At 54.2% G+C, this 19,064-nt stretch carries 19 protein-coding genes; 3 read left to right on the forward strand and 16 right to left on the reverse strand.

Annotation, left to right across the window (positions count from 1 at the left end; translation table 11 throughout):
• Window positions 1–141: 141 nt before the first annotated feature.
• On the reverse strand, window positions 142–678 hold the full coding sequence (locus MTP39_RS03055; RefSeq protein ID WP_249241392.1) for a phosphatase PAP2 family protein: 537 nt from the start codon (window positions 676–678) through the stop codon (window positions 142–144).
• A gap of 27 nt (window positions 679–705) precedes the next feature.
• Window positions 706–1,269: a DUF1643 domain-containing protein gene (locus MTP39_RS03060; protein ID WP_249241393.1), complete on the reverse strand. Its 564-nt coding sequence runs from the start codon at window positions 1,267–1,269 to the stop codon at window positions 706–708.
• 175 nt (window positions 1,270–1,444) lie between these two features.
• Here MTP39_RS03060 and MTP39_RS03065 point away from each other — a divergent pair, with 175 nt between their 5' ends.
• Window positions 1,445–3,376 (forward strand): BMP family ABC transporter substrate-binding protein, encoded by a 1,932-nt coding sequence (locus tag MTP39_RS03065; protein ID WP_249241394.1) that lies wholly within the window; start codon window positions 1,445–1,447, stop codon window positions 3,374–3,376.
• Between the two features lie 35 nt (window positions 3,377–3,411).
• On the forward strand, window positions 3,412–4,062 hold the full coding sequence (locus MTP39_RS03070; protein WP_249241395.1) for a metallophosphoesterase family protein: 651 nt from the start codon (window positions 3,412–3,414) through the stop codon (window positions 4,060–4,062).
• A 119-nt stretch (window positions 4,063–4,181) separates the two neighbouring features.
• Here the strand turns inward: MTP39_RS03070 and MTP39_RS03075 are convergent, their stop codons facing one another.
• From MTP39_RS03075 to MTP39_RS03130, 12 genes are all read right to left on the reverse strand, one after another.
• The gene (locus tag MTP39_RS03075) at window positions 4,182–4,472 is read right to left on the reverse strand and encodes a DUF6465 family protein (protein ID WP_249241396.1); all 291 of its coding nucleotides are present in this window, start codon (window positions 4,470–4,472) and stop codon (window positions 4,182–4,184) included.
• 661 nt (window positions 4,473–5,133) lie between these two features.
• Window positions 5,134–5,880 carry a hypothetical protein gene (locus MTP39_RS03080; RefSeq protein WP_249241397.1) on the reverse strand — a complete coding sequence of 249 codons (747 nt, stop codon included), beginning with the start codon at window positions 5,878–5,880 and terminating at the stop codon, window positions 5,134–5,136.
• Between the two features lie 224 nt (window positions 5,881–6,104).
• A complete protein-coding gene (locus MTP39_RS03085; RefSeq protein WP_249241398.1) occupies window positions 6,105–6,863 on the reverse strand; it encodes a transglutaminase domain-containing protein in 759 nt (252 codons plus the stop codon).
• Between the two features lie 13 nt (window positions 6,864–6,876).
• Window positions 6,877–8,115 (reverse strand): protein kinase domain-containing protein, encoded by a 1,239-nt coding sequence (locus MTP39_RS03090; RefSeq protein ID WP_249241399.1) that lies wholly within the window; start codon window positions 8,113–8,115, stop codon window positions 6,877–6,879.
• A 14-nt stretch (window positions 8,116–8,129) separates the two neighbouring features.
• Complete coding sequence (locus tag MTP39_RS03095) at window positions 8,130–9,011, reverse strand: PP2C family protein-serine/threonine phosphatase (RefSeq protein WP_249241400.1); 882 nt, start codon at window positions 9,009–9,011, stop codon at window positions 8,130–8,132.
• Window positions 9,008–10,414, reverse strand: a complete 1,407-nt coding sequence (locus tag MTP39_RS03100; protein WP_249241401.1) for a penicillin-binding transpeptidase domain-containing protein — start codon at window positions 10,412–10,414, stop codon at window positions 9,008–9,010. The genes MTP39_RS03095 and MTP39_RS03100 overlap by 4 nt, the downstream gene beginning before the upstream one ends.
• Before the next feature lie 2 nt (window positions 10,415–10,416).
• A complete protein-coding gene (locus MTP39_RS03105) occupies window positions 10,417–11,742 on the reverse strand; it encodes an FtsW/RodA/SpoVE family cell cycle protein (RefSeq protein ID WP_249241402.1) in 1,326 nt (441 codons plus the stop codon).
• 16 nt (window positions 11,743–11,758) lie between these two features.
• A complete protein-coding gene (locus MTP39_RS03110) occupies window positions 11,759–12,400 on the reverse strand; it encodes a hypothetical protein (protein ID WP_249241403.1) in 642 nt (213 codons plus the stop codon).
• Between the two features lie 14 nt (window positions 12,401–12,414).
• Window positions 12,415–12,555: a hypothetical protein gene (locus MTP39_RS03115; protein ID WP_249241404.1), complete on the reverse strand. Its 141-nt coding sequence runs from the start codon at window positions 12,553–12,555 to the stop codon at window positions 12,415–12,417.
• A gap of 52 nt (window positions 12,556–12,607) precedes the next feature.
• Window positions 12,608–13,987 carry a hypothetical protein gene (locus MTP39_RS03120; RefSeq protein WP_249241405.1) on the reverse strand — a complete coding sequence of 460 codons (1,380 nt, stop codon included), beginning with the start codon at window positions 13,985–13,987 and terminating at the stop codon, window positions 12,608–12,610.
• Between the two features lie 4 nt (window positions 13,988–13,991).
• Window positions 13,992–14,444, reverse strand: coding sequence for a hypothetical protein (locus MTP39_RS03125; RefSeq protein WP_249241406.1), 453 nt, complete (start codon window positions 14,442–14,444; stop codon window positions 13,992–13,994).
• Window positions 14,445–14,713: 269 nt separating this feature from the next.
• Entirely contained in the window at window positions 14,714–16,594 is a 1,881-nt protein-coding gene (locus MTP39_RS03130; RefSeq protein ID WP_249241407.1) for a DUF1887 family protein, read from the reverse strand.
• Here MTP39_RS03130 and MTP39_RS03135 point away from each other — a divergent pair.
• Window positions 16,566–16,892, forward strand: a complete 327-nt coding sequence (locus tag MTP39_RS03135) for a hypothetical protein (protein WP_249241408.1) — start codon at window positions 16,566–16,568, stop codon at window positions 16,890–16,892. The genes MTP39_RS03130 and MTP39_RS03135 overlap by 29 nt on opposite strands.
• A gap of 35 nt (window positions 16,893–16,927) precedes the next feature.
• Here MTP39_RS03135 and MTP39_RS03140 read toward each other — a convergent pair whose 3' ends face one another.
• Complete coding sequence (locus MTP39_RS03140; protein WP_113992188.1) at window positions 16,928–17,263, reverse strand: hypothetical protein; 336 nt, start codon at window positions 17,261–17,263, stop codon at window positions 16,928–16,930.
• Between the two features lie 404 nt (window positions 17,264–17,667).
• Window positions 17,668–18,819, reverse strand: a complete 1,152-nt coding sequence (locus MTP39_RS03145; RefSeq protein ID WP_249241409.1) for a tyrosine-type recombinase/integrase — start codon at window positions 18,817–18,819, stop codon at window positions 17,668–17,670.
• Window positions 18,820–19,064: the final 245 nt, after the last annotated feature.

Genomic DNA, 19,064 nt, shown 5'->3' on the forward strand with positions numbered 1-19,064 from the left:
ATGGCGGCAGTTCTGTGTCGGCACAGGCTGCGAGAAAAATAATACCATACCCATCGCATTCTGTCAAGGAAAATCTGAAAAAAGTTTCAACTTTTTTGTGCTGCGGGCAAAAACAGACGCTCCGGCGTGCACAAAACGGCCTTACAGCAGCCACATTCCGGCACAGCCCAGCGCAAAGCCCAGTGCAAAGCCGCATACCACGTCCCGCACATGGTGCACCCCGGTGAGCACCCGCAGACAGCAGATGAGCAGGGCGATGCCCACCATCACGCAGCCCGCAGCGGGGTAGAAATACAGCCACACCGCCGCCAGCACGGCGGCGCTCAGCGCGTGACGGGAGGGCATGGAGTGCCCACGGCTCTCCTTTGCCACCAGCGGGGTGAAGCCGGGCTGCTCGTAGGGGCGGGGGAAGTGCAGCCGGGTGCGCAGCAGCGTGCCGCCCCAGAACACCAGCCCCGGCACAAAGACGGAGCGGGCGATGAGCACCATGAAGTCCAGCGCGGCCTGCTTCTGGGTGAGGAACAGCCGCGAGAGCCGGACGTTCAGCAGGCACAGCAGCACCGGGTAGCACACAAAGGGTACCAGCGGCAGCCACCGGTCCAGAAAAACGACCAGCCGCTTTACAGCCGGGTGGGCGCTGAACCAGTGATAGATGGGCTTATACTGTTCTGCGGTCAAAGCAGGTCCCCTCCTGTCGGGCGGACATCAGAAACAGGTGTCCAGATAGTTTTCCACATCAAAGGGCTCCGGGGTGGAATCCTTGCGCAGGTACAGCGGGTGGTGCGGGTGTCCCTTTTTGCTGCGCTTGCCAAAGGTGACCCACGGGATCTCCCGCTCCCGCGTCAGGGCCACCATCTCCCGCATCAGGCCGGGCAGGTAGTCCCGCTTTTCGATCAGGGTGCCCCATGCCGCCCACATGGTAGGCTCGGTCTGGGCCAGCACCGCCCGCAGCCAGCGCAGGTTTTCATCGCACAGGGCGCGGTCGGGTACTTTATCCATATCGTTGGGGTCGGTGGCGCGCTGGGGGTAGACATTGAACATGATCCAGCTGTCAAAGCCGTTGGCGGCAGCCAGACGCTCCACGCTTTTTAAGGTGGGGTCCAGTGCGCCGGGCTGGGCGGTGCTGGGGTTGATGCCGATGCACACCAGCGGGTGCTTACCCACGCGGCCAAGGACATAACGGTAGTTTTGGTAGGTGTGGGGCTCGTAATACCAGACGCCACCGGCGTATTCGCCCGCCGTAAGCACGGGCAGAGAAACGGTTTGCATGATCGTAAACTCCTGTCGGTTTTGAATAGCATTCTTATCGTACCTGAATCTACCGGGAAAATCAACAGTTTTAGCCCCAAAATACTGCCTTATTTCTGTTTTTGTGGTATACTGGGGGTGTTCCGGTGCGGCAGGGGGACTGCGGCACTGCGGTTATGATAAAGAAGGAGTTCTTATGCTGGAAGATTATAAAAGTGCACTGCGCGCAGGGCAGCGCGCCTATCGTGCCCGCATAGCCCGCGGCCAGTCGCCCTATCTGGCTGTTCTGGACGATGTGCTCAAGGGCGTGGATATCGTGGCACAGGAGCCGCTGGGTCTGGTGGAGATCCCGTCAGACAGCCTTGTGGGCACCAAGACCAGCGGACGGCACACCGCCTTTTCGTATGATTTTATGCCTCTGCTGGAGCCGGACACCGAGTTTGCCGCCAAGTGGTCGAACCTGTGCGACGCGCATCTGGAAGAGGGCATCCATACCCCCATCATCGCCTTTGAGTACATGAACCAGTTCTATGTGCAGGAGGGCAACAAGCGGGTCTCGGTGCTCAAGTATTATGGTGCCGTCAAGATCCCGGGCACGGTCACCCGGCTCATTCCTGCCCGCACCGAGGATCTGGAAAATAAGATCTACTATGAGTTTCTGGATTTCTATAAGCTGTCCAAAGTGAACTATGTGCATTTTTCCAAGCTGGGCGGCTACAGCAAGCTGCAGACGCTGGTGTGCAAGGCCAGCGGCGAGACGTGGTCGGAGGATGACCGGCTGAACTTTGCCGCCTTCTACACCATGTTCCACCAGCAGTTCGAAGCCTTGGGTGGCACTTCCATGGGGCTGACCACCGGTGATGCGCTGCTGGTGTACCTGTCGGTGTACCGCTACTCCGATACCTACGACGCCACCCCGGCGCAGGTGCGGCAGAACCTGGAAAAGCTGTGGAACGAGGTGAAGGTGCTCACCGAGCCCCACGGTGTGGAGCTTTCGCTGGAACCGCCCAAGAGCCCCGCAGAGCCGCTTTTGTCCAAGCTGAATATCTTCAGCCCCAGCAAACAGCCCAGTGAGCTGCGGGTGGCATTTATCCACGAGTACAACGCCAAGATCAGCGCGTGGGTGCGCGCGCATGACGAAGGGCGCGATGCGCTGGCCAAGGTTTTCCCGGACAAGGTGTATATCAGCTGCTACGAGGATGTGAACCCGGAGGTGGACGCGGAGCAGGTGCTGGAGGAAGTAGCCCACAACAATGCGGACGTGGTGTTCGCCACCAGCGTGCGGATGTACAACGCCTGCCTGAAAGTGGCGGCGCAGCACCCCAAGACCCGCATCCTGAACTGCTCGCTGAACGCGCCGCACCCGCTGGTGCGCACCTACTACCCCCGCACCTATGAGGTGACCTATCTGCTGGGTATGCTGGCCGGTATCATGACCAAGACCGGGCACATCGGCTATGTGGCGGCAAACCCCGTGTACGGCGTGCCCGCTGCGATCAACGCCTTTGCGCAGGGGCTGAAGAGTGTGCGCCCGGCAGGCCGTATCTGGCTGCGCTGGGCCTGCCAGCCAGATGCCGCCCATCCGCTGGATTTTGCCGACTGCCCGGAGATCGACATGGTCTACGCCCGGGACAGCCGGGAGCCTGCCAACACCCACCGGGACTACGGCCTGTGCCGCAAGCTGCCGGACGGCAGCCTGCAACCGCTGGGGCTGCCGATCTGGCGGTGGGATACCTTCTATGTGCAGATCGTGCGCTCCATTTTTGACGGCAGCTGGGACAATGCAGCCACCACCCGCGCAGTGAACTACTGGTGGGGTCTGCGCAGCGGCGCAGAGGATCTGGAGTATCAGGAAGCGCTGCCCAGCGGTACGCGGCAGCTGCTGGATCTGCTGGAAACGCTGCAGGGCTCGGATAATGTGCACATCTTCCCGGAAAAGCTGTATGACAACGAGGACAACCTGCGCTCTCCGGAGAATAAAGTTTACAGCCCCAAAGAGCTGATGGAGATGGATTGGCTGGATGCCTGTGTGCACGGCAAGCTGCCCCATTACGATGAACTGGACGTCAAGACCCGTACCGTGCTGGCCATCAACGGATTGGACAACGTGAAGGGTCTGGAGAAATGAGCCGGCCTGATCGGAAAAGAATGGAGCATACGAACGTGAAAATTCTTGCCATCTCAGATGTCCCGTCCAAGGCGCTGTGGGACTATGACACCCGTGCCCGGCTGGAAGGCATCGACCTGATCCTCTCCTGCGGGGATCTGCCCAAAAAGTATCTGGAATATCTCACAAACTTTACCGCTGCACCCATCCTGTATGTGCACGGCAACCACGACGGCAGCTACCAGACTCAGGGTGAACCCGGCGGCTGCATCTGCGTGGACGATCAGGTGTACACATGGAAGGGTCTGCGCATCATGGGGCTGGGGGGCTGTCAGCGCTATAATAAAGAGGATACCTACCAGTACACCGAGAAGGCCATGCGCCGCCGTGTGCACAAGCTGGAGCATCAGGCGCACAAAAAAGGCGGCATCGACCTGCTGTTGACCCACGCCCCGGCCAAGGGACTGAACGATGGGGACGACTGTGCCCACAGGGGCTTTGAGTGCTTCAACGAGATTTTGGACGTGTACCAGCCTAAATGGTTCATCCACGGGCATATACACCTGAATTACGATGCAAAGCTGCCCCGGGTATGCACCCGCGGCAACACCACCGTGATCAACGCCACCGAGCGCTATGTGTTCGAGATCCCGGACCCGGATCCGGCCGAAGAGCGTAAGTCCCTTTGGCGGATGCTGGGGTTCTGAGCGACTGCTGCCTATAAAAAAAGACACCGCACAGCTGTGCGGTGTCTTTTTTTGATGGAGCCTTATTGCGGGAATGGCGGGCGCGGCAGCAGTGCGGTGCTGCCTGTGTCCTTTAAAAATTACAGTTCCAGCTTACCGGAGAATTTGTTGATGACGTAGTAAGCTGCGCCCTCTTCGGGCTTGACGTATACCTTGCAGGACTGCACACCGACCTTGTGGGTGGTGCGGTAGTCTGCCTTGGCGCGGTCGATGATGTCGGTGATGTTGTACTGCTCACCGCCCATCTCTACATACAGCTCGGGTGCCAGCGGCGGACGGCCACGGCGGGCGGGAGCCTTGGTGGATTTGCGGGTCTTGCCCTCGGCAGCCGGAGCTTCAGCTGCAGAAGCAGAAACTTTCTTTTCAGGCATAATACATAACCTTCCTTCTGTATTTGATCTGATGCAGCGGGGCTGCACCGGCGGGCTCCAATGATCTATCGCAAGGCAGAAGCGGCGCGGAAAGCGCAGACCTCGCTGCCCCATACGAATCGGAACGAAAATGTTTGCGTAAAGAAGTTGAACTTATAATCATATAATAAGTTTTTAAAATTCATTTGTAAAGACTTTTTTATAAAAAACATTGTAAAAACGGGAGGAAACAGTAGAATAAATGCCCGGAGCGGTGTTCTGATGCTTTTTCCTCGGGTATAGTACGACCTTTCGGCAAAACAGGCAGCCATTCCCGGGAAAGCCGGGCAGCACTGCGGCCACAAATACGGCGGGCAAAAACGGCCTTTTGCGGGGGCAGAATAAGGCGGAACGGAACTGTCGGCGCACGCAGAGGCGCAGCAGAGAAAAAGCAGAAGCTGCCGCACAAAAAGCAGTGCGGCAGCTTTCTTTTGCTACGGCAGGTCGTCGCTCGTGTTGTGGAACGCTATCTGCGTAAAATTAACAGAATTTCGAAAATATTTTTGCAAAACTTGCGGTTGACAATTAAAACTGCTTGAAAAAATATAACAGATACAGCGAAAAGAAACCGTACAAAAATGCGATGACGCTGAAAAGCGGGAGTAATGATATCAGGCCGCGCTCAACACAGAAACAGTGCCAGAACCTGAAATACGGCAAACAACACGACGAACAGTATCGCAAGGAAGCCTGCCCAGTGCACCAGCGCCAGCAGCACCAGCGCTCGCCGCCCGTCTGCACCCCGGTGCAGCAGCTGCCGCCAGCGGACAGGCTGTGCAAAGGTGATCTTTGCCAGAGCGGCAATACTTTCCACCCCGAGCCGTGCCGACAGTGCCGCTTCGCCGTCATGCTGCGCGAGCGGAAGCAGTTGTTCCGTGATGGAGAAAATGTGGCATACGCTCGTTGCAACGAAAACAGGGCGGTTCCATACTGTGCCCAAAAGCAGCAGTACGCCCGCGTAAAGGCTCTCTGCGCGTACTCCCGCCAACGCCTGTTGCACCCCTGAGCGGTCGTTACGATGCTTGTCCATGCTTACATAGGCACTGGTCACCCGCCAGCCGCAGACGTAGATCCCAACTTCGTCCACGGCACACCCATCGGCTATGGCTGCAACCATGTGGCCGATCTCATGCAAAGCGATCCCAGGCAGCGCCAGTGCCAGCGCCACCAGCAGTTCTGTCATACAGAGCTCTAAGAGCAGCTGCCGCAGCGACAGCCTCGCCAGCGCCATGGCGGTGCAGCCTGCCAGCAGCGAGAGCGGACCGCACCACGGCAGCAGCCCACTGACCAGCCTTGCCAGCGGCCGCAGCCTGCGTATCCGCCGCGGGTCAAAACGGATGAGCGTTACGCGCTTTTCCTTTTTGCTCATTTTCCTCCTCCTTGACTGGATGTGCAGCTTTCGGCTTTATGATACCATAGTTGTGCTGCCAGCACCAAAAAACGCCGCATAAAGCGCGAAGGGACTGTTGCGGCGTTTTTGCGCAACAGTCCCTTGCTTTATGGCGCAGGCGGCGGGGTGGATGGGATGCAGCAAAGCTCCCGCAGATCGCTTTGTTCCTCCGGGTCAAGTTCCGGCAGCGTTTCCATCGACCGTTAAAACGAGAGTACACGCGGGATCTGGCTTGACGGCAGCGGAGCATACCCCTGCTCTTGCCAAATAGCAGCATCGGGAGGTGCGATATGCAGCCGCGAAGGTGGTGTAAGGATGTCATGCCGCAGGTCGGCGGTAACGTCGATATACAGTGTTCTCCAACCTTCGTCCGGCAGCCAGACCTGATTAAACGCATGGTTCAGCCGTCCTGCATTGCGGCAGTCAGCCAGCACCACCCGGTTGGGTATACCTAATCGAGTAGCCAGCGCGGAGTACCACAGGGCGATGCCCTCACATACGCTGGTGCCGCCGGCAGCGCCGCGAATATCGTGAGAGGGGCTGGCGCTGCTGGAGCCATAAGTGGTCTCAGCGGCGATCACATCGTGCAGCCAGCAGACCCGTTCACGGTCCGTCGTGCCGGCAGCCTGCTTGCTTCGGGTCAGAATGCTTTCCATACGGTTCAATGTTGTTTTTTTGCAGCGCTCAAGCGTTGCTCCGCTGTAAAACGCTTCAAACCGCAGTGCGGTGGATCCAACATGGGTGTGGCGGAAGTCCACCCAGAAAAGCTCTGGCTTGTCATATTTGAGGGCGTTGATGATGCGCGTGATCTCCTCGGAAGAAAGTTTGCAGGGCAGAACCACGTCGAATTCATCTTCGATCAACTTCCCGTAGATCAACGAATAGCATTCCTGTTCGTGGGAAGAGGAGAGGTACGCGTAGTAATAACCGCCCTTCGACCAGGGCAAAGCAGGACCTGACATTTCCTATCTCCTTTTACAGTTGCTGCAAGGCGGCGCGCAGGGCTGCCAGCTGCTTTTGGGGGTTCCTTGGCAGCCCCAGCAGGGCTGCACGCGCTGGCGCGTAGCCTGCCCGCGCAGCGCGTTCGAGAAGGCTCTGCGCCTGCTCGGGAATAACTCCAGCTAGGTAGAACCAACAGGCGGGATGATCGCTTCCTGCGAGAAGCTGCTGCGCGGTTTTGGCGTCCTTGTGCTGCAGGGCTGCTGCTGCTGCCAGCAAGGTGGCTGCTGCGCCGCGCGGCAGACTGTTGACCAGTTCGTTTGCATTGGCACAACGCCCGCGGAGAGCATACAGTGCGGTTTTAAGCGCTGCGGCATATCGTTCCTTGTCATGTACCAACAGCGCTCTGTGCAGCGCCGTGGCAACCTTTTGGGGAGAGAGCCGTTCCTGCGGGTCGTTCTTTGTCAAAGCAAGGATGACCTCCAGAATGTCGTCCGGTACGTCCTTGTACTGATCGACCTGACGAGCAAAGATAAGCGGGTCGAATTGCAGCCGCTTCTTGCCTTTATGCACCAGCAGCTTGTACAAGCTGACCCCAAGGCTGTATATGTCGCTTTTGTTGCCAACAATTTCGCGGCCTTCCAGCAGCTCAGGGGCGCGGTAGCAGCCTGTCCCGCTGATGGAAAAATTATCCATTTTGCTTTCCAGATAATTCGGCCGGGCCAGCCCGAAATCTGTCAGAAAAAACTCCGGCGATGCACCGCAGTTTTTTACAAGAATGTTTTCCGGCTTGATATCCCGGTGCAGCGTCTTTTCTTTTTCCATTTTCTGGATGGCTTTTGCGACGGACTCCAGTGCAGCAAGCACGGTCGCAGTGCGTTCAGCCTCCTGAAGTTGTTCGAGGTATTTCGGCAACGACTGAAGGTATTCCATTCGGATGAGGAACAGCCTGCGATTGCGATCCGAATCCGAAAGAGCAAATTCTGCCGTGTCATAAACCTTCACGCCGCAGCCCGCTTCAGACATGCGGCGGGCGTATTCCAGCTCATTGGCGCCCCGCCAGCAAAGGTCTTCAAACAGCTCCGGCGTGTCCGCACGGGCGGCGCTATTAGTGACCTTGAGCGCTTCGACCCTGCCGCCGGCTGCCAGTTTGTATACATCGGACATGCCGCCGTGTCCGATCTGCTCTCCAAGCCTGAAGTTGAGCTCCGGCCAACAACCTCGAATGGCTCGTTCTGCCACATCGGGGGCGGTATAGTATTTTCTCTCAGCCATAGAAAAACTCCTTTTTATACGAACCTGATAAGCACTGCGGTGGCATTGTCGCTGGCATTGCTGATGGCGCACAGCTGGTCAGCGCTGCCCTTTAGCTTTAACAAAAAGCGGCTGAGCGGATTCAGATCCACGCCATCTGTGCAAAGTACGAGAGTGTCTCCGTGTTGGAGGCGGAAGTGTCCTGCGTGAAGCTCTGTGTCAGTCGCCCCCATATAATTCAACAGAATGTTTTTCTCTCTTGGATCCGCGGGTAGTCCAAGCGCTTTATGGAAATAATAGCGGTTATCCAACGGATGATTGATGAGAGTAAATTTGCCGCTGTGTAGCAACCAGATGCCACTATCGCCAGCCGAAACCCATTCCACCTCTCCGTTTGCGCACACCGAGACTGCACACAGCGTACACCCCCCGTCAACATAGCGGTAGGTTTCTGCCAGCGCATCCCGCGCCTCCATGGCTGCCGCCATCAGCCGGGACGGCGCAGGTTCTGCTTCTTCTTCATACTCAAGGGAGGCTGCGCGCAGCGGCAACAGCTGGCTCACCGGCCGCAGCACTGGCAGCGGGGACTCGCCCGTTGTACAGGTATGCAGCGGTTCACAGAGAGCCGTCTGTTCCTCTGCTTCGGTTTCAGTGGCGGTATTATAAAAGCTGTAAAAGCTCTCTCTCAGCACTTCCAGACAGCGGGCTGCGGCATATTTTCCGTTGGTGCACCCCCCAAGGCCGTCTGCTGTGGCAAAAAGCACCTCATTATTCTCACGGATATCCATCAGGACCTGCCCGCTGATGTGGCGCTCCTCGATGCCCTCCGGAAAGGCTGCCTGTTCACCGATGGAGAGATTATCCTGATTCTCTTTGCGCCGGTTTCTGCTGGAAGCCCAGCTGACCTTCAGTTTCATTCAATCACCTCCAAGGTGTGTTTCAACAGTGCCCGTGCTGGCTCCTTCAAAATGGCCGATGTTTTGTCGGTACCGCTCCGGGTGATAATGGCTACATAGGCTTCCTTACGCTGTGTGATGAAGGAAAACGCAAGCAGTGTCGTGTTTTTTCCGTCGGGCTGGGTCGCCGTGCCGGTTTTTCCATAAATTGCCTTTAATTTGTCGTTTTTCAGCTTATAAGCTTCGGCCGCGCCTGCAAAAGCCGCGCGCAGGGTCTCTTGAGTTTTGCCGTATCCGGCAAACATGGCAGGCAGGGCAGGTCTTGTCTCAATATATTTCGCATCCTCCACAGTATTGGGATCTTCGATGTAATCGACAATATGCGGAGCGCCAACAGCTTCATCATTATTCAGAGCCAGTGCACCGTACCAAAGCAAGACCTGTATGGGCGTCACAAGGGCGCTGCCCTGGCCGAAGCCGATCTGGCGGAGGTTTGCTTCGCTGCTATCTGCTTGGAGACCGAGAGAGGACTTCAGAGCCGTCCCTTCGTAAGAAGGGATCACCGTGGGAGCAGGAACCGCGTCCGCGAAGCCCCACTGTCCGGCTTCTTTCAAAAAGTTTGATGTACCGACCATTTCTGCGCCGTGCGCGAAGTATGTGTTGGACGAATGAACTACCGCGCGGTTTAAATCAAGTTTTCCATAGCTTTTCTTATTGAAATTGCTGATTCCATGGTAAGGCCCATCATCGTAATACGTCATATCTACGCCGTTTTTCAACATGGCAGACGCCGTGATCAATTTCATCACACTGCCGGGTGCCATAGGTGTGATAAGCGGGTCTGCAAAAAAGTTTGGCTCACGCTTATAAACGTCATACAACTCTGCGTAATGGTTTACGTCAAACTCAAGCGTACCACGACTTGTGGCACAGGCCAGCATAGAGCCTGTACGCGCGTTCATCACCGCGCAGGTACCGCGAGTGCCAGAAATCAGGCTGTAAGCAACCTTCTGCAATTCGCTGTCAATGGTCAAATGCAGTGTGCGTCCTGCACCTTTACCGGGAAGGGTACTGTACACCAACTCCTCCTGATAGGTCTTGCGCAAGCCTGTCAGCTCGCCGCCTGCGGTGCGCAGGCCGATGAGCGACCCGTAGCTGATATCCAGTACCTTGGCCGGGGTGCCGGGGTCGCCGGGCTCGGTCAGGGGCTCACCGTTCCGGTCTACGATGGCGCCCTCGATGGTCTGGCTGCGCTGCGCTTCCTTGGTAAATTTAGTCCGCCAGTTTTCGATGTTTTCTTTTTCAGCAGAGGGGACAGCTCCCGCCTGCTGGAAAAACTTGCCGGTCGTTGCGGCCAGACCTACTGCAGCTGCAGCACCGAGGAACGCGCGTCGAGAAAAATATTTCCGGGGCAGGTTCAGCATCTTCAATTCTCCTCTCTTTCTTTTATGGTCGAAAGCACGATTACTCCCGTCATCATCGAATTCACGATAATATTCATCGTTCCTTCGCTCAGAAGCGGGAAGGATACGCCGACTGCCGGGAAGATGTTCGTCGCGCCCAAAAGGTTCAACGCTCCGCCTGCTGCGAGTGCGCTTGCGCAGGCAACGCCCATCACACTCACCATTCCATGGCTTCTGCTGCTGAAAATCAAGCCATAAATGAAAATAATGTACACGAGCACGACCACGGCCAAAACAGCCGCCAGCCCTAATCTGTTCGCGATCCAACATGTAACGTAGTCCGAGCTTTTCGCTGGGATACTGATGTCATACGGACTGTGTCCCAGCCACTTCGAGGTCAAGATCGCCTTTTGCCCCTGAATTGGCTGATACGCTGCCCCTAACGTTTCTTCTTGCGAAAGGCTGTCCATTTTCGAGAGTACGTTAACATAGGCAAACCGCGCGTTGATTTTATTCCAGATTTTCCCAAAGAGCGAATGAGGGAGCTTCGTTCCCAGAATGCTTAGGGCTTTCCAGCCCAAAAAGCTGAGGCTGGCGAAGAGGCACCCCACCGGGATCAAATCGATCGGCTTTACTCCATCGCTTGCGATGAGCACAAGAGAGACGGTGATGAGAAGGATCAGCAAGGAGCCCAGCTCGTTCATTAACACAAAGAAGAACCCATTGGTCAACAAAAGAATACCTGCATGGAGCACTCGCTGAGGGGAGCCGCTTTCCATGTCTGTGACGGCCGCTGCAATACCCACGAGAGCAATCATCAGCATCGGTTGACCGACCAGAGCCGAGCGCCCCATAACCTTTACTGCGATATGAGAGCCATTGACAGCGGGACTGAACATTGCCCCCATAAACAAGACCAGCGACCCCACAATGGAAATTGCTTCAACGGTGGGCGCTTTGCAGCGTGAAATGAACCTCACCGCACATGCACCAATAACAGCGAGTACAAAGCCCGTAAGGTACGCCGCCTCCAAGCTCTGGGCTGCACTTGCATCCAAAAGCAGCTGGACGCTGATGCCTACATTCGCAACAAATGTTACGAAGAGGATGATCATTGCTTCTCCCCCGACGGAGACGGAGATCACCATGGCCGCGATGCTGAGGCAGGGCAGCACCCAGAGCTGCGTTGCAGCCTGTGCGGCAGCAGCATCCTGTGCCCTGAGCGTCAAAAGCACACTGATGACCCACGCAATGACCACGGCAGTGATACATGGCACCAGCTTTTTTGCCCCTTCCCTACTGAAAATACGGCGCTGTCCAAGGGCGACCTTGTAGGAAATATTTTCCACCTTTTATCCCTCCTCTTTAATTCTTGAAATTGTGTTTTTTCGCGGGACGCTCAAAGGCAGCCTGCTTTTTGTTATTAGATGTATCGTCGTCGAGAATCACAGTCCCGGTAGTTTCCTCCGGCTTCTTCTCGCGGCGTTGGAAAAGAAGGGCTTCTTTTCCAAGGAAGAAGGGCTGATAGCTGCCCTTAGCGGAAAAGACATCAGCCAGGGGCAATTCATCGACGATCTCTCCGCGAAAACGGCTTTTGTTCAGGTTCTCGGGGTTAACTTTGATGTAGTAGGTTTGATTACGCCCCTTGTAGATCATAAGCGGCTCGTCATGGCTGACCGTTGCGATGGTGGGCGTTTTGCTCAGGGTGACCACTGCGGTTGCCTCAGGGTCAGCCTTCCCTCGGGGCGGGATGATGGCGGTGTAGGAACCCTCCTTCACAGGGAGAGGGACGAGATGCGTTGCGACGGTGGTTGCGTGCTGACTGGCGATAGAAATCTGACGGACAACGACACATTCCGCCCCAACGGTGGCCGCCTCATCCTCCCAGTCTTCCCGGTCATGATGGGAAGAAGGCAGCTTGATACGAATGCGCCCAGAGCGAGCGAGCAGAAAAAGCATAGCCGCAAGACTTACCAAAAAGGCGGCCAACACCGAAAACAGTTCCATAGGGTTTGCTCCTTTCACTTTTTACTACGATAATTACGCGTGGCGGGACGAGTGAGGCGGTCGATCGCATCATTGATTGAAGCCTTATCCAGAATGAGCATCAACGCCGCCAAAGCTGCTGCTAGGACCACCAAAAAAATTACGATTGTAAACATGCTTTTCTCTCCTATATGATGAATTTAGAGGATCTCCGATGATCCTATGATCCTAGTATAGCGTTTTTGGTTGTGTGCCTTCAAAAAATCTCTCCTTGGCACGCTGCCGGCGCAGCTCTTTTGCACTTTTAAAAGCTGCACTGGCAGAAAGATCCAAAAGGGCAGCAAGTAAGATGGAACCGATGGCAGGCAGAGCGTTCCTGATACCAACCTGCTGGATGTGCAGCACAGCCCACGTTGCCTGGATGGAATTACGCTCTTTTTGGAGATAGACGCTGGTCATTTTATCCAGTGTTGTCAAATGCTTCTCGCGGTTCGCAAGAGGAGAGGCCGCGATCTCGGCGCGGAGCCCTTCCAGCTCCTCGCGCCATACAGTCTGCACCCCTTCCAGCGCCTGCTGGTCATCCTCCGCTGCACCGGCGGCGGCAAGGCGCTGCGCAAGCGCCGGTTGTTCCGCCTGATGTTCCTTCAGGCTGGTGTTCAGCTCGACCAAGGCTGCAAAATCCAGCACGCTGTCGCGCAGAATGGCCAATTTCGCGGTATCAATGGGAAGCTCCACTGCCATGGCTTGTGCCACAAGGGTGTCCGCATCTGCACGCAAGGCAGCGGTGTCCAGTGTGCCCTTCATCAGTGCCCTGCGCATCGCCTTGGCACCGGCGCTCACCGCTGCTGCACCGGTATTTTCCTGTACACCCAGAGAGACCAAAAGGACATTGAAATCGGTTCTGATATCACGGTAGAAGGCTTTTTGTTTGCCTGTGGCTGCAATATCGACCAGCTCATCCAGTGCGCCAAGGCTTTGCTCGATAAGCAGTCGGGCGTTCTGGGTGTCTCCGCTGTGCACCAGCGCTGCCGCCGTAAGGAGATTCTGGAACATGATGTCGTTTTCATATCCTTTGGGGTAACGGCTTGTCTGCTGTGCATACCGGGAGTTGAGAGCCTCCGCATCTGTTGTAGTAAAAATATTTCCGCTGCTTGCCGCCCCTTCGGCATCCGCGGCGGCGGCTTCCAATGCGTCCAGCTCGGAAAAAACTGTCGTGCGCAGGTCATCCAGCTGGGCGGCAGTGTCCTTCTGGATTTTGGGCAGAAGCTCTGTGTAGATATGGTTTACGCCGGTTTCAGCTACTTCTCTGAACTGCCCGGCGGGGTAGGCAGTTTCCACAAATTGGAAAGAAGAGAGGCTGACCGAAATCAGAAATGCCAGCCAAAAGCTGAAGCTTTTCCAGCGGCCGCTGAAAACGATCTCCGTGATCTGAACGACAGCAGATGCCAGAAGTGCTAGCCCGGCCTGACCCACGAAAAACAGCGTGACCATGCCTTTTTGGGTGGAATACCAAGAGAGAAACGATGCCAGCACAAACACGAACGAGAGCACCCACAGGCGGGTCTCAGTCCTCATACCGGGTTTGGGTTCCTTTTTTTCAAGCTTCATTTTTTTATGATGCCTCCTCTGTCAAAATTGTGTCTGCAAGTTCATCAATGTCCGCACAAAGATCGATTTCAGGCGGTTTGCTGTCTTTTTTTGTATCTTGTGGTTTGGTCTTTTTTTTGTCAAAAATCTCCCCGGGATCGTCGCTGACCAGATCGAAGATCCTGACAAGCGCTCCCACCATCGCAAACAGACCATCCAGCAGTGCCAGCAGGTCCCTCCAGTGCACCACCAGTTCCCATATCATCCCGCCTACAAGAGCCATGCAAAGCGCGCCGGTCATTACCTCGGCAACATCTTCGAGGTGCCCAGGGAACGAGCGGATAAATGCAATTGCTGTTCCAGCGTGCTCTGCCAGCCCGCTCAATGTGAGGAACCACACCATGAGAGCCCCTACGATCATGCAAAGCACGATGCACAGCAGCAGCCGCAAGGCTGCGAGAAATTTATCTTTGCTCATAGGCAACGTCCTTTCTGTTTTGCTATTCCCGGCCGATGCCCCCCGGGGACGATTCTATTATACTCAAAAACACTTTCGCACCTCTAAAAATAAAAAATAGCGATGCTGCGAATATTTATGGAAAATGCCGGTTTTGCTGTGCTGTGGGGGCTGCTCTGTCATACACCACAACATCGGGCTGCAAGCTTTGTGCAGCCTGATAAACAATAAGACCCTGAGAACTTTGCCGCTTATCCGGCAGGGTTCTCAGGGTCTTTTTTGATTATTGCTCAGTCTGTACTCAGAGCAGTATTCCAGGTGCTTTCAATTTGTTTAGCGATCATGCTTTCCAGTTCCTGCGTGATGGTTGCACAATTTGCAACGCGGTAATTCCAGAAATAAGAAACACCTTCGCACTCTTCCACGGACAAATCGCTGTTGACCAAAAGCAAGCTTTCTGGTGTCACGTTCAGCTTTTCGCACAGAGAAGCATATTTTCCATAATCAATGCTTCGGCTGGAGGATTTGGCTTCTACCCAGAAAAATTTTCCATTGATGGAGAACACGACATCCAGCTCATGCGTGCTCCCTGCGGATGCCGTTTCTGAAAGAATCACATTGGAGCAAACCGAAACTTCTGCGCCCTGCTCCTCCTGATAGCGGTTCAGGATCTGCTGAACCTGATGCTCTACAAAAAGCTCCAGCCACTTTCCGCTCAAAAAATGCCGGACGGTTTCGTTTTGCGCAAGTTCATAGACGATATTCTGCGGGTAGATCACAATGGCTGCAAAAAGTCCCATTTTGTCCCACGTCTGAGCAATCTCTGAAAGTGTGGTAAACGATTTTTTGGACGCACCCTTTGGGATACGGAACGAAAAAGAGCCGTCGCTCTGCATATGTGTTCGGATAAACTGCAAGAAATCCACCACCACCGGGTCGCAAAGAGCTTCGCCTGTTTTCCATGCCATCCGCTGAACAGCAATCGGTGGGAGTTTTTCCGGCACGACCTGCTGAACGATTTTATACCCACAGCGTTCCAGATGCTCCAATGCGGTCAAAGGCTTCTGGATTTTTGCTTTGACTTCGGGCTTTTCTGCGCCGGATGTATTCTCGGCCAGATAGTTGAACTTCCATCCGTATTCCCAAGCAGGCGAACGGGTCAGCACTCCGACCGCATGAAATCCGCTGTCATGCTCTTCCATCGGAAAAGTGATCTTGTTCTTATGAATATTGATTTGGAGCGTTTTGTTTTTTAGTGCTTTCTGATAAGCGGCAAGAAAAAATTCCTTTCCCTTATACGCCAGCTCACTGGAATTATTTGCAGAAAGACCAGCATTTTTTGCCAAAGAGAGGAGCAGACCGGTCGCTTTGGGCAGCTCAAGGATATGCTCCATCTGCGCAGAGTCCGGAATATTTGCATTATCGGACTGCGACGATTCGTCTGCCGGAATCTCCTTTGCCGGTGCAGAAACCTCGGGCGTCTTTTTTGAAGCAGTCTCAGACTTTCCAGACTTGGGCAAGGGCTTTGGCTCCGTGTAAACTTCCGCAATGAATGATTCATAGGAATCGATGCACGGAAGTTTTCCAGCCGCTGCAAGTCCTACATAGATTGCAGCCGCCCGCGAGGAATCACCATAATACTTTTTAGAATCTGCTGCGGCAGCAATATCAGAAAAGGCATGATATCTGCTCAGCTGCGCAGCCTTTTCCGGGAACTGCTTCAACGCACGGCAGTAGAGCCACTCGAAAAATGAATCTGGGTATGGCTCTGCCGGATACTCACTTCCTTCCAGAGAGTAGCGCAGCAACTTTCCATTGGTTCGCAGCCGAGCGTCCTTATGGACTTTGGATGGCGCACAGGTCAGAAGGTCAGCGAATGGCCCACCATGTTCAAATACCTTGGCAGCTTCAAAAACTGTGCTGATGGGCACATCCTGCGCAACAGAATCCAGACGCAGCAGAAGCCGCAGAGAAGAAACAGCCTCCCCTTCCGGCTGAACGGATGCGGAACTGACTTCCAGAATGGAAACATCCGGGTCTGTTGTATGGACGGCATCATGGACGGCACGGATATTCTGCCGCTTGCTACCTTTTATCCATGTGAATGTCACCGGCTGTTCTTTGCAATAGGGGTAGCCGGATATGGGAAAACAAATGGTTCGTGTAGCCATGAACACCTCCAACTTTTTAGGACAAACAGGTTTGTGTAAATCAAGTATAGCACAATCCCGGATGTGCTGCATAGCACTATTATCTGCTTCCGGGAATCTATCTGTGCAAAAAGTGCCGATACCACAGGCATCGGCACTCAGATCAAAAAAGCATTTTGCAAAAATGCGCAGCCTGCATCCACCGGATGCAGAACACAAGGGGTTTGGGCACAGCCCAACAAGCATTTTGAATTTGGATTTTGAAAAATCCGATTCAAAAATCGCAAGTTGGTACCAAGTTGCACTGCTTGCGACGTAGATGATCTCATCGACTGCTGTGTCAGAAATTTTAAATCACTTCAGCTTTGCGAGGATATCGTCTGCGCTCACGCCGCTTGCCAGCAGTTTTTTCAGAACATCCTCTGCTTCGGCTTTCTTTGCGGATTCCGCTGCTTTGGTTTCAGCTTTGACCTTTTTAGCCTCGATTCTGGCGATTTCCTTGTCGATGGATTTCAGCTCGGATTTCTTGGCTTTCAGGTCAGCTTTCAGCGCATCGATATTAGCGGTGATCGATGCAATTTCGGCAGCAGCGGCTTCCTTTGCAGACTGCTTTTCAGCAATCTGTGCAGCAAAGTCAACAGTTGCTTTTACGGTCTTGGTCTTGTTCTTGCTTCCTTTGGGACGGGGCATAAGGGACACCTCCAATGTTTTTTGATGGCTTTAGTATAACACTCGTTTTTTGTGTTCGCAAGAGGTGCAGTTTGTAGAATAAAAATATATTTATGTTTATGTGTTAAACAATAAATCGATTTTGGAATATGCACCGGCGTGGGTTGCTAACTCGTTGGGATGTATCTCCCGCTGGTCGTAGAACTGTTCAAAGCATTTGGCAACGGCATCTTTTACAGTCGTGATGAAGTTCACCTCACTATGATGTTACAGAAATCCGTGCAGCTATGCATACGCATCTGTGTATGATGCAAAAGTATTTTATGATACAGAGAATGTGCAGCCGCGTAATTGCAAAGAATATATTTAATAAAAAAGTATCCTCCATAGTGATAATGGAGGAACGGCAAATAAATCGTGCGCCGCTACGTCATATTTAGCATGCTCCTGCCCCTCATGGACACCTGATGGGAGAATATTCGGTTCATCTCCCGGCGCTTTCGGGTCAGGTCAGAGTGCACATAGCGCTGCAAAGTGATGTTGGCGTTAGCATGTCCTAGCAATTCACTGAGGGTCTTTACATCGCACCCCGCCTGCAGACAGGTCGTTGCAAAGGTATGGCGCAGCGCGTGCGGACGTACCTGCCGGACAGTTGCCTGTTTCAGATATGCTTTGATGCTTTTTCGGTAGCAACGGGGTTCGGTGGGCTTGGACTCGTTGCCGGACAGAAACCATGCAGCATTGCTGACACATCCGCGCAGCTTTTTCAGCATAATAAGCAGCTGCTTTGGGATTGGAATTTCCCGGCGGGAGGTGCGGGATTTGGGCGTTTGGATGACTACCTTCGTGTGACCGTTTCCGCAGGAAATTCGGCAGACCGTCCGATTGATTTTCAGCGTTCCGAGTTTCAGGTCAAAATCACCCCACTGTAAGCCGCAAATCTCGCCAATACGCAGACCTAATTCAAGCCCCAGTAATAAGCCGATTTTACGAGGCGTTGGGTTCTCCTGTACATACTGATAAAGCCGCTGCTGCTCCGCCGGGGAGAGGGGCACAGAAATTTTGTCGATGGCTTTTGGCAGCGCTACTTCCAGCTCCATCGGACGGATCAGGCGCAAGTGCGCGGCATATTTGCAGATACGGCGCAGCATGGAGAGGCATTCCCGGGCAGAGGAGTTCCCCAGCGGCTTGTGTGCGGCATCTATCGGCGCAATGATCTGCTGCATAGCCTGTTCCAGAAAACTTTCCTCAAGAGATGCAACTGGCACTTTACTCAAAACTGGAAGAAGATATTTGTGCAGCGTGTACGAGTAATGCGCATAGGTGGATTCTTTTACGGCATTCCGCTGGGAGTGCAGCCATACCTCAGCCAGTGCTTCAAAGGTCAGGTCGGTTCTCTTTAGATTGTAGAAGCCTGCCTCTGCTTTCTTTTGAATCAGCACACGTTTGACCTCAGCATAGACCGTGCCATAGACGTAGCCCCACTGGATCTTTCCCTCCGGTGTACGCGCTTTGATGTAGCGGCCTTCCCACCGGCCATCCTTGCGTTTGTGAATGTTTTCTCCCCGTCGTGCCATTTCTGTTTCCTCCTGCGGCTTGGACACCCACCTGACCACTTATTCTGTCCACCTTCGTTTTTTGCTGAATTTTTCATGCGAAACTGGGCAATGTGCAAAAAACTTTTAGCTTCTGCGAGTTTTTTTCTAAGGTCAGGTGGGATGCATTTGTAAGGATTTCTATTGATTCCCAGATATAACCATGATAAAATAAGAGAAGAATTCAAACAACGATATCGAAAGATCGGTATCCTCCATTATCACTG

Source organism: Faecalibacterium sp. I3-3-33, from assembly GCF_023347295.1.
Classification (GTDB): Bacteria; Bacillota; Clostridia; order Oscillospirales; family Ruminococcaceae; genus Faecalibacterium.